The sequence below is a fragment of the Streptomyces sp. NPDC088354 genome, from assembly GCF_044753585.1.
Taxonomy (GTDB): domain Bacteria; phylum Actinomycetota; class Actinomycetes; order Streptomycetales; family Streptomycetaceae; genus Actinacidiphila.
Genome location: NZ_JBIVNJ010000086.1, coordinates 1 through 11572, shown reverse-complemented (window position 1 = coordinate 11572; position 11572 = coordinate 1). Strand labels below are relative to the sequence as shown.

7 protein-coding genes and 3 pseudogenes are annotated in these 11572 nt (G+C 63.1%); 4 read left to right on the top strand and 6 right to left on the bottom strand.

Annotated elements, in window-relative coordinates:
* A pseudogene (locus ACIP98_RS41015) lies at positions 1-110 on the top strand (glutamine synthetase); the annotation flags it as partial.
* 128 nt (positions 111-238) lie between these two features.
* Complete coding sequence (locus tag ACIP98_RS41010; RefSeq protein WP_401981778.1) at positions 239-1507, top strand: ammonium transporter; 1269 nt, start codon at positions 239-241, stop codon at positions 1505-1507.
* A 614-nt stretch (positions 1508-2121) separates the two neighbouring features.
* Here the strand turns inward: ACIP98_RS41010 and ACIP98_RS41005 are convergent.
* The 6 genes from ACIP98_RS41005 to ACIP98_RS40980 all read right to left on the bottom strand — a co-directional run bounded on the left by ACIP98_RS41005 (position 2122) and on the right by ACIP98_RS40980 (position 8262).
* Positions 2122-2361 carry an acyl carrier protein gene (locus tag ACIP98_RS41005; RefSeq protein ID WP_401981777.1) on the bottom strand — a complete coding sequence of 80 codons (240 nt, stop codon included), beginning with the start codon at positions 2359-2361 and terminating at the stop codon, positions 2122-2124.
* A gap of 153 nt (positions 2362-2514) precedes the next feature.
* Entirely contained in the window at positions 2515-3516 is a 1002-nt protein-coding gene (locus ACIP98_RS41000) for a beta-ketoacyl-ACP synthase III (RefSeq protein WP_401981774.1), read from the bottom strand.
* Positions 3517-3533: 17 nt separating this feature from the next.
* On the bottom strand, positions 3534-5207 hold the full coding sequence (locus ACIP98_RS40995; protein ID WP_401981772.1) for a type I polyketide synthase: 1674 nt from the start codon (positions 5205-5207) through the stop codon (positions 3534-3536).
* A 44-nt stretch (positions 5208-5251) separates the two neighbouring features.
* On the bottom strand, positions 5252-6535 hold the full coding sequence (locus tag ACIP98_RS40990) for a flavin-dependent oxidoreductase (protein WP_401981769.1): 1284 nt from the start codon (positions 6533-6535) through the stop codon (positions 5252-5254).
* A complete protein-coding gene (locus ACIP98_RS40985; protein ID WP_401981767.1) occupies positions 6532-7755 on the bottom strand; it encodes a monodechloroaminopyrrolnitrin synthase PrnB family protein in 1224 nt (407 codons plus the stop codon). Before ACIP98_RS40985 ends, ACIP98_RS40990 begins: the two co-directional genes overlap by 4 nt.
* Before the next feature lie 156 nt (positions 7756-7911).
* The gene (locus ACIP98_RS40980) at positions 7912-8262 is read right to left on the bottom strand and encodes a DoxX family protein (protein WP_401981764.1); all 351 of its coding nucleotides are present in this window, start codon (positions 8260-8262) and stop codon (positions 7912-7914) included.
* A gap of 1210 nt (positions 8263-9472) precedes the next feature.
* Between ACIP98_RS40980 and ACIP98_RS40975 the strand changes: the two are divergent.
* Positions 9473-10494, top strand: a pseudogene (locus tag ACIP98_RS40975) (transposase).
* Positions 10495-10748: 254 nt separating this feature from the next.
* A pseudogene (locus ACIP98_RS40970) lies at positions 10749-11246 on the top strand (IS110 family transposase); the annotation flags it as partial.
* Positions 11247-11572 lie beyond the last annotated feature (326 nt).

Here is an 11572-nt window from a genome sequence, read left to right as displayed (position 1 = left end):
AGGGCTACATCGAGGACCGGCGCCCCAACGCCAACGTCGACCCCTACACCGTCACCCGCCTCATCGTCGACACCTGCTGCACCGCCCTGGAGAAGACCGACCTCGTCTAACACCCGCCGGCCAAGGCCAACCGGTGCGCCGCATTATGCACGCGGCGCACCGGTCCCGCCCCCGGCGGGTCGCACCCGTTCGACTCCGCCGCTCTATAGCGGCCTTCGTGAAACAAGGAGAGACTTCGATGCCCAAGGGCTTCGACGCGGGCGACACCTCGTTCGTCCTCATCAGCGCGGCGCTGGTCATGCTGATGACGCCCGGCCTGGCCTTCTTCTACGGCGGCATGGTCCGGGTCAAAAGCGTGTTGAACATGCTCCTGATGAGCTTCGTCAGCCTGGGCATCGTCAGCGTGCTGTGGGTGGCCTACGGCTACTCGCTCGCCTTCGGAGACGACGCCGGCGGCGGTTTGGTCGGCGACCTCGGCCTCACCGGCATGAAGGGCATCACGGGCACCAGTTTGACGGGGACCATCCCGGTGTTCGCATTCGCCGCCTTCCAGCTGATGTTCGCAGTGATCACGCCGGCGCTGGTCAGCGGCGCGATCGCGGACCGCGCCAAGTTCGGCGCCTGGATGCTGTTCATCGTGCTGTGGGTTTCCCTGGTGTACTTCCCCGTCGCCCACTGGGTGTGGCAGGCGGACGGCTGGATCTTGAAGCTCGGCGTGAAGGACTTCGCGGGCGGCACGGCCGTGCACGTCAACGCCGGCATGGCGGCGCTGGGCGCACTCCTGGTCCTGGGTAAGCGCGTCGGGTTCAAGAAGGAGCCGATGCGCCCGCACAGCCTGCCGCTGGTGATGCTCGGCTCCGGGCTGCTGTGGTTCGGCTGGTTCGGCTTCAACGCCGGCTCCGCCCTGGCCGCCAACGGCACCGCCAGCATCGCCTTCCTCAATACCCAGGTCGCCACCGGCGCAGCCATGATGGGCTGGCTCGCCTGGGAACGCCTGCACAGCGGGGCCTTCACCTCCCTCGGCGCCGCATGCGGCGCGGTAGCGGGACTGGTCGCCATCACACCGGCATGCGCCGCAGTGAACACCGGGGGTGCCATAGCCATCGGCGTGATCGCTGGCGTCGTCTGCGCCTGGGCTGTGGGCCTGAAGGACCGCTTCGGCTACGACGACTCCCTGGACGTGGTCGGCGTGCACGCGGTCGGCGGTCTCGTCGGCACACTCCTCATCGGAGTCTTCGACACCACCGACGGACTCGTGGCCAGCGCAGGCTTCGGGCAATTGGGCAAGCAAGCAGTCGGTGCTCTCGCTGTCGGCGCCTACTCCCTGGTGATGTCTTGGCTCCTGGCCAAGGCCATCGACGTCACCGTCGGCTTCCGGGTCGCCCGCGACCACGAAGTCACCGGCCTCGACCAGGTCGTCCACGCCGAGACCGCCTACGACTACGTCCCTCTCCAGGCGCAGGAAATCCTCTCAGTTGCAACCGCCGAAACGAAGCATCCCCGGTGAAGTGAACGCGCTCAGTTAACTTGGCCCGGCCCCGAAAGGCCGGGTCAAGTTGACTTCTGGCTCTCTCGCGATTTGCGTGATCGCTCTTCGTATCGTTTTTCCTCGGGTCGAGGAGAACGCGGTAGTTGCGGAGGAGGCCAGGCTTGAGCTGACCGGGCATCGGGCGCTCGGGACGGCAGGCTGGTTGTTCTTCTATGCCACACACTCCCCTGGCGCTACGCTGCCGGACCCCGTCACCACCGACAGCCCTGCCCCTTTGATACGGACTTTGCGCCACCCACACACGACCCTGTCCACCAGCGCAGGAAATGGCAGGTGGCGTACTCCCATTCTGTCGCGGTACGGTGCCGATCCGAAGTCGCTGTGGCACCCAACGAGCAGCAGCGCTGCAAGAGAGCTGTTGCAAGGCCCCCGCCACTATTCGAGAACTGGCTGGCACGGAAGGGGTATCCGAATAGCATCCGCACTTTGGTACTGCGGTCTCATGGAGCCCACCGAGGCCCTATGGGACGGTAGCCAGAAGTGCAGCGGGCGTCGGCCGTATTCCATTTCCCATCCTTTACATAACTCGTGGACCGTAACGCTAAAAGTAGGTACCGTCCAGCACTGCTTCCTCAATCGGTGCTAGGGCTGTTCGCGTCGGCTAGAGCCGCTAGGTCCGCCACAGTCCTAGCCTGCTTGATATCGCTCTCTGGGATTTCGGTACCAAATTCCTTGTCGAGTCCGAGAGAGATCTCCAGCATAGTAAGGGAGTCTAGGTCCAAAGTCTCTATCGGCAAGTCGGGCTGAATTGGCCCATCCGGCATCTCACACCAGTCTTCCAGCACTTTCCATACACGGTGCAAAGTATCCATTAGAGAACTCCTTGAGTTGGAATGCAGTTCAGTGATGCAATCCAGCGGATCTGCGGATGATCCGGGACCACGGGACTACTGGCCGACAGCGAAGGCTAGGAGCATCCGTCACCTAAGGCATCACTCTCAGTAGGTGCCGAGCCTGAAACGGCGTCAATGCACCGCAAGCGATGGCCACTGCAAGAGCGCAGAACCCCATGTCAGTCCACCGCCGAATGCAGTAAGCAGGACCAACTCCCCGGCTTGGAGCGTTCCCGTCCGGGCCGCATGGGCGAGTGCGAGGGGTATGGAAGCAGCTGAGGTGTTTCCTACTTGGTCAATATTGGTGACCACCTTGTCGTGGGATACCTCAAGCTGGTGGGCAACTGCGCGCAGGATTCGGGCGTTCGCCTGGTGAGCTATCAAGCGATCTATCTCGCGTGGCGAGCGGCCCGCTCGTTGAAGGACAGCCTGGGATGATGCGGTCATGTGGTTGATGGCTTGAGTGAATACACTTTTGCCATCCATGGCCATATAATGATCCCCTTTCGCGGGAATTTCGGTGGTGGAGCGTTGGCGGGATCCTCCGGCGTATTGACGGATGAGTGGGGCGAGATTGCCGTCGCTGCCGAGATCGAAGGCAAGTAGGGCGCCGGCTTCATCATCGGAGCCAGCGCGCAGGACTACGGCACCGGCGCCATCTCCGAAGATGGGTGCGATGGTGGGGTCTTTTGGGTCGACGACAGTGGAGAAGGTGTCCGCGCCGATGAGGAGAACTGTGTCGGCAATCGCTGCCGTGATGAGAGCGGAAGCGGTGGCTAGGCCGTAGACGAAGCCACTGCACACAGCGTTGATGTCGAAGGCGAGAGCTTCGCTCAAACCGAGTCGCGTTGCGACGGTCGGGGCTGTCGCGGGGATTGGGTGATCTGGGGTAGTGGTGGCAAGTACTACCGCATCGACAGTTCTATTGCCGGCTGACTTGAGCGCTCTGGCTGCGGCTGCAATAGCTTGATCGGATGTGGCGGTGCCAGGGTCAACGATGTGCCGCTGCCTAATGCCGGTTCGGGTGTGGATCCACTCGTCAGTAATTCCAAGGCGTTTGGCCAGGTCGTCATTCGTCACGACGGTGGGAGGGAGCCAGGCACCCAGGCCGGTGAGTACGGCAGTACGAGTCATGCTCGGGTCTTTTCTCATCAGTTCAGCCAGTAACGCTTTGTCTGCCAGGGGTAGGTGGGCAGTGGCACGTGCTGGGCGGATTCCGTATCCCAGCTGACTTGTTCACCGGACAGGTAGCGCTGGGAAATTTCTGTCAAGTGGGTGCAGTCTTGGGGCTCTGATGGTTCACCGGCAAGGTAGGAGCGAATGCGTTCGGCAAGCTCCTCGTGAGTGGTGGCAATGATCGCCAGTCGCTTGGGGTGGTGGTGGCGTCGCATCGCGGCGCTGTGGCATATGTCGGCGAGCCGGAATTCGCGGCCTGGGCCGGTCGGGGCCAGATAGGCCAGGTAGGCGCTTGCTAGTTCCTGGAGAGCGTTTTCGGTGCGGGCGGATGCGAGGAACAGGTGTTTTCCATCAGCGGTTGGGGCAGGCGTCGGACGGCTGGCTTGGCCGATCACCAAATGGGTGTTGGCCGCTGATATGCCTTGTCCGCTGATTCCGGCAATGAGGGGGCGGCCTCGGTCTGGCACTGTGAGTAGTTGGGTGGGAACCGCAAGAGGCAGGTCCTGCCATGGGATCTTGGGGTTTGGCGTCTCGTAGTGGAGACTGGGCACGACCTGCTGGTGTTCAAGGCACAGGACTGTTTTGATCAGGGCGGCGATGCCAGCGGCGCCTTCCGTGTGGCCGATGTTGCTCTTCACTGAGCCGACATAGCAAGTGCGTTCCGCGGGCCTGTCTTTACCAAGCACTTCGCCCAGGGCGGTGAACTCAACCGGGTCGATCATGGGAGTTCCCGTGCCGTGGGCCTCGATGAAGTCGACATCGGCAGGGGAGACGCCGGCATCTTCGTATGCCCAGCGCAACATCTGAATGTGTCCCTCAATGGAGGGGGTAAGGAGTTCTGGATGGCTCCTGCCATCGTTGCTGGTGGCGCTGCCAAGTACTAGGGCTCGGATGTGGTCGCCGTCAGCAAGCGCGGTGGAGAGGGGCTTGAGCACAATGACGCCCACACCGTCGCTGGGTGCGAAGCCGTTGGCGCGTGCGTCGCCGAATTTGCAGCGTCCGTCGGGGGCGAGCATGCGTACCTGTGACAGCAGGACATCCTCGTCGGGGGTCAGTTTGAGGTTGACGCCGGCGGCCAGGGCCATGGTGGTTTCCCCGGCTCGAATGCTTTGGCAAGCGAGGTGAATGGCAACCAACGAGGACGAGCAGGCGGTATCCAGGGTGATGCTAGGGCCGCGTAGGTCGAAGGTATGAGAGAGCCGGCCTGAGAGGATGCTGCGGTAGTTGTAGATGTGAGACGGGGTCAGCGTCTCGAGTCCGCGGCGTGCGGCCCGGTCCCAGTAGTCCAGGTGCATGTTGCCGACGTACACGCCGGTACGGCTTCCGGCGACGCGCTGTGGGGGGATGCCTGCGTCTTCCAGGGCTTCCCACGCTGTCATCATCAACAGACGTTGTTGCGGGTCGAGGTGGGCCGATTCGGCAGTGGACATACCAAAAAACTCGGCGTCGAAGTCTGCGGCCTGTGGCAGGTACCCCGAGCGTTGGCTGATCACCTTTCCGCGGGTGGGTTGCGGTGCGTAGAGCACCTCAGTGTCGTAGCGATCGAGCGGAGTGTCGCTGGTGGCATCGCCGCCGGTCCGTAGCAGGTCCCACAAGGCGTCGACTCCGGGAGCACCCGGGAAGCGGCAAGCCATCCCGACGATTGCCACGGGTTCACGAGTTCCGGACGCGGATGTCGGAGAGTTCATTGAGGTCACTTCTCCCGGGCGGTCGGTTTGGATGGGAAGGTGCTGCGAGAGGCCCGTCCGTTGACGGCCGTAACGCCAAAGCCGCCGGTCATGGCGTAACGGGCTGAGACTTCGGCAAGCTCAGTTGCTGAAATCACGTCATGGAGGTCATTGAAACCGTCAGGTGCCCGCTGATGGACGGTGGTGATAACTGCTTCGGGGCCCTGCCGGCGGTTGCTGGCCTGCAGGAGTGTCATTGCAGGTCGGCGCTCCGCCTCGTACGCGAGAAGGGCTTCTGGGATGTCTCCAGAGGTGGCAAGGGCGTGGGCCAGTGCTCGGGCATCGACGATGGACTGTGTCGCACCGTTGGAACCCATGGGATACATGGCGTGTGCGGCGTCGCCTAGCAGGGTGACGTGGCCGAAAGTCCAACGAGAAAGGGAGTCGCGGTCCACCATCGGGTACTGGTACACGGCAGTGGCGGATCTCAGGATGGCGGGGATGTCCAGCCAGTCAAAATGCCAATCACCGAAGTGCTCCAGCACATCATCGACGGACCCTTCCCGGCTCCAGTCGCCGCGGTGATGTAGGTCGTCGTCGGCAGGCCGGGCTGCCACCCAGTTGATCAATGAACGGCCACGGGGGCGATCCTGAGCGATGGGATACAGCACAATTCTCTTGCTGTCGTCGCCGGTGACAATCATTGACTGCCCGTCAAGGAACGATTCCGTCCAAGTGGTGCCCCGCATCATTATCATTCCGTTGTCCGGCGGGGGCCCCTCATTCGGATAGAGAGACGCTCGGACTGCAGAGCGGATGCCATCAGCGCCAATAAGCAGGTCTACGTCGCGCACTACAGTTGTGTCGCTACCCACCCGATCCAGCGTCACCGCGACCTTGCCCTTACGGTCCTGCGAGCAATCCGTTACCCGTGTGTGGGTCGTAATTGCGGCGGGTCCCAAGCGTTCGCGCACCGCCCGCGCAAGGACGCTTTGCAGGTATCCACGATGGATGGACAGTTGCGGCCAGTGGTATCCAGCCGCCAAGCCTCTGGGTTCCTTCCAAATAAGTTGGCCATGGCGGCTGTACAGTGCGAGCTCACTGGTCGTAATGGCATTGTTGACAAGCTCCTCATACAGGCCGAGTTCGGTGAGTTCGCGGACCGCGTTCGGCAGGATGTTGAGTCCCACTCCAAGAGGAAGCAACTCACGAGCCGCCTCCAGAACGTGGACATCCTCGAAACCCGCCGCGTGCAGGCTCAGAGCAGCAGTTAGACCGCCGATTCCGCCGCCTGCAATGAAAATTTTCATGCGCCGACTCCCTGCTGGTAACCCGGTGCTGCTTCCTTTTTCGCATCGCCAGCAGGTTCGATCGTGTGGGCTGGCCCGGTCACTCGATGGCCACGGGCGAAGGACTCGCGAAGCAACATGGCGTTTTCCCGTGTGAGGGCTGTCACCTGGGCGAGAAGGTCGAGGCTTCCTCCGCCGCTACCCAAGGAGTAGAGGCGTATTTCCTCGGCATAAGCGTTACGTGCCACGGTGAAATGCTTACCTCGGAAGACCACGAGAGCGCGCAAGGCACGACTCAATGCCTCCGCGCTGGCGCGGAGATTCGGCGGAGTCTGATCAGTTGGGATCGATCCCAGTGCTGAAGTCACCCGGGTGACCAGCGAAGGACCTGTAGCCCACCGCTCGTACAGGGATTTCCATGGCGGCAGTCCGTATGATGCTGACTCCCGCCAAAAATCTTCGTACGCTGTTTCAGGGAAGTCGCACGCCCATAGCCCGAGGTCGATCAAAGAAAGCGGCACGTGTGCCGCAGCCGGTCCCAGGTATGTGACTCCTCCGACGCGTATTTCTTCAAAGTAGGGACGCATGGTGCGGGCGAAGAACTCCGGTGTCACGTTAGCTATGACGATGTCGATTGCGTCCTCAAGCGAGCGGAGCAGAGCCACCAGTTCGTTTGCAGCAACCGCGAACTTCAACTCGTGTGGTTCTAGGCGCTCTAGCTGCTGACACAGTTCAACCGCAGCGGTCAAGCGAGAAAGCGTTACCCGAACGGAGGACATGAGCATGCGTTCCATGCAGTCACCGGTGTACATCCGCTCACGAGCACCGGTGGGATTCCATCCGATATAATGATGCACCGTGTCCCGGGGGATCATCCCGGTCCGTTCACCTACCATTAGGAGCGGCGCCTCCAACTCGGGCACTGCATCAACTGGCTCAACGCCATGCCGCTTGATCGATCCTACAAAAAGGCCCAGATCGCGCATCACCGCCACGCAGTGCGGGAGCGAGGATCCCGCTATGGAATCAGCGGTCGGAACTAGGCCGCGAAGCAAATTAATGAGGCTGTTCACGTCAGCCGCTGAATTCATTTCCCATATTTTCGGCAAGAGGCTATCGACCCCTAGAGGATCTGCAGCGGCAGCGCGTAGGTCTTCCGGTTTCACCACATACGTCAGCGCATCAAGCAACGACTTACCCCCGTCCGATTGACCAATCCATGATTGTGCACGAACTGGCAAGAGTGAGTCTTTTTAGGTAGCCACTCGGCTGGATGGCACCCTACAGCCAGTTCACATATCCGCGGCTTGGGAGGGAAGCCGCTCCGCCGGCGCCAGCAGTCACCCGATCAGCGACCACCCTAAAAAGCTCAGTCATTCGCTACGAAAGAACGAAACTTACTGAAGGACAACAAGCGCGCCCAACACTGCTACGAGGGCCCCCACTGCGGCGGCCGGAACAGTCTTAGCCGCCGGATCACCAGCACGCACGTGGCAAACTACCGCTCCCACCATCAGCGCCACCAAACCTACTGCAGCAGCCACCGCTAGAGGCCACAAAGCCAGGCCCGCGAGGAGTCCCGCACCGCCGCATACCTCGAGCGCACCCACACCACGGAATGTCCCGTAAGAGAGACCAAAACGTTTCGCGTCAGCCTTCATCACCGCTACTCCCGCAAGCTTAGCCACGCCCCCGCCCACGAAACTCATACCAAGCAGCACAGCTAACACGATCACAAAAATAGTCATTGGACATCCTCTTTCCAAGTTGGCATTGATTGCATGTAACTATAAACCCGGCGGCATCACGGTCGCATAGGATTCGGGCGCCAAATTGATTGGCGTACTGGCACACCTGCATGCACTCCTCTAGCCTCGAGGTTTCATGATTCAGCCATCGGTGAAGGCCCAAGGGCGTCTTCGTTGGAGATGGGCCGGCCCGGCTCTGCCATTGGGTAAGCGCCAGGCTCCACGGCTCCGGTCAAGTGGTTCTACTTTGACGGGGCCTTGAGATCTGCCGGCCAGTCGGGGCTCGACAGGCCATGCAGCCCGATGCGGCACCGGTGATGAAACCGGTCAATGACCAGGTTGCGATGAACCGCAGATGGCATCGGCGGGCGCTCGCTCACATGGGCGGTGGCGGAAAACAGTCGCAGACGGAGTTTCCTGGGATCCCAGCAGGGGGCGGTGCCTGAACAGCGCGACCCGCCCCCTGGACCTGGCTGGCTGGAGGCAGGTCCAACCCATCCCCCGGGCATCGGATCAAGAGATTCAAGGAGCCCCATCGCCCCTACTGTGCAGCGTCCTGACTGGCAGCCCACTCGCGCACCGCACCAGCATCCCCCTCGCTAAACTCCCCAGCCGCAGTACGGCGACGCACAGCCGCATCATCCTCAGAACCGACGTCCCCAGCCGCAGCACGGCGACGCACAGCATCGTCGGAGTTCGTGTTCTGTGCGGATTCCCGCGCACCCTGCTCAGAAGTCGAGGAGGTACCGGAGCCCGATCCGGCGGAACCCGTCCGCAAAGAATTCGTGGACACCGTCGAAGAAGCACCCGGACCCTTGCCCCCAGCATCCCTGTCATCAAGGCCACATGCGGTCAACGCCAGAGCAGCAAGAACCACAGCAACAACCGGAACAGCGCGGTAGGCAGTCCTGACGTCCATCACTAGAACCTTCTTCCAGGGAGCTGGACGAGGCTGGTTCCCCGTCGCGATCACCACTCTGACCGGCCACCCAACGGCCACGCCACCCTCATCAGGCCCCGTGACCACCCGGCCAGCGATCAGTAACCCGCCACAGACACCTGACACACTCCCGTATCTGAACCCCCACACGAACCTGACAATCTGAGGCGGGTCTGTACGGTCTTCGGCTCTGTTCCGTAGTCGGTGGTGACGCCGGGTGATGGGCGTCGTTGACGTTGTATGCGAGGTGCCAACTCCCTTGTAGCTACGGTGTTTTCAGGGCTCTCTGCTCTGGTCATCGAGGATGTGGCGGATGACGGTGAGGCTATCCGGGTCGTCGCACGGACCCGGGATGTTCCGGTGCCCTGTCCGGTGTGCGGGGTGCTGACGGGTAGGGTGCACGGGTATCACGTCCGGACGGTGGCTGATGTGCCGGTGGACGGCCGGCAGGTCGTGGCCCGTGTCCGGGTGCGGCGCCTGGAAGAACCTGTGCGACAAGATCCTGGCCGAGGTCCGCACCCACGCCCCCTGCTGGGGCACCGTCAACCCGCCCCGCCCTGGTGGGGTTCGCGAGCAGACCACCCACGAGCGCTGGCACAAAGTCCATGACCTCCTCGGCCAGGGCGTCGGCCTGCGCCCGCAGACTGGGCCTCGCCCTGAACACCGTCAAGCGATATGCCCGCAACCCTGAACCGTCCGCCGACCGCATCGCCCCCCGCTACCGACCCACCCTGGTCGATCCCTACCGCGACCACCTGCGCCAACGCCGGTCCGACGACCCGGCCGTCCCCGTCACCCACCTCCTGAACGAGATCAGGGGACTCGGCTACACCGGCAGCGCCAACCTGCTGGTCCGCTACCTCAACCAAGCCCGCGCCGAAGGCGACCGCCCCGTGACAACCCCGCGCCACCTCGCCCGGCTCCTGCTCACCCACCCCGAACGCCTACGAACCAAGGACACTGACCTGCTCGGCCTCCACACCGCGGCCTGCCCCGAGATGACCCAGCTCACCACCCTCATCCGCGAATTCGCCGCCCTCCTGACGCCCGCCGGCGGCAACGACTCCAAGCTCACCGGGTGGATCGCCCAAGCCCGCAGCGCCGACCTGCCCCACCTGCACAGCTTCTGCAACGGCCTCGAACTCGACCGCGCCGCCGTCAATGCCGGACTGACCCTCCCTTGGAGCAACGGCCGCACCGAAGGCGTCAACACCCGAACCAAGAGGATCATGCGACAGATGCACGGCCGAGCAGGATTCGACCTCCTCCGCCACCCCATCCATCTGCAATAACGACCACCGACCGTCACCACCGACTACGGAACAGAGCCGTTGCCTGGACAGACCCTTCGCAGGATCGGGAGGCCCAGGGGTTTCGGGTGTGGCTCAGAAGGCTCATGCCGCTTGTGTGGCTTCCAGTGATTGGCCGCCCGAGACCCCGCGACGACACGGCCACTCATTGGGATGCGCGAACAGTCGCTTCGTAGGGACACGTCGGCGTGGTCGTCCGCAGGGACCAGTACACGTATCGACGAGGGGAGACACCGGTGCCCGAACTGTGGGCGGGGACCGACGCTGGCAAGGCCGAGCACCACTGCACGGTGATCGATGCGGACGGGGCGAAGGTCCTGTCGCGGCGGGTGCCGAACGACGAGCACGAGCTGCTGGAATTGATGAGTGACGTGCTGGACCTGGCCGACGGCCACCCGGTGACGTGGGCGGTCGACCTGAACGCCGACGGGGCCGCCTTGCTCATCGCCCTGCTGACCGGACACGGGCAGCGACTCCTCTACATCCCGGGCAGGACGGTCCACCACGCCTCCGGTTCCTACCGCGGGGACGGGAAGACCGACGCGAAGGACGCCTACGTCATCGCGGACCAGGCCCGAATGCGCCGTGACCTGCAGCCTTTGCAGGAGTGGGACGAGATCGCGATAGACCTGCGGATCCTCACCGCCCGCCGCTACGACCTCACCGCCGACCGCACCAGAGCGATCAACCGGCTCCGCGCCCAGATCCTGCAGTATTTCCCCGCTCTGGAACAGCTCGGCGCCGAGTTCATCGCCTGCACCGGCGGGGACATGGACCTCGACGGCGATTGGGTGGCTATGCGGAGCTGGACAGTTTCAAGCGGACGGCGTTCGCCGAGCGGGTCGGCGGGCGTAGCAGACGCTACACCAGGCCACAGACGGTACTGGATCGTATGGCGGTGATGCCGGCCGGCCATCCCAGTAGCCGCGCGTCTCACATAGCTGATCAGACATCACGTGCGTCGAAGGGCCCCCACCGCGACCGCGGTGGGGGCCCGTGCGAAGCGGGGACCGTCAGGCGTCGCCGCCGGCCGCGCCGGGGTCGGCGGCGGCCACGTCGA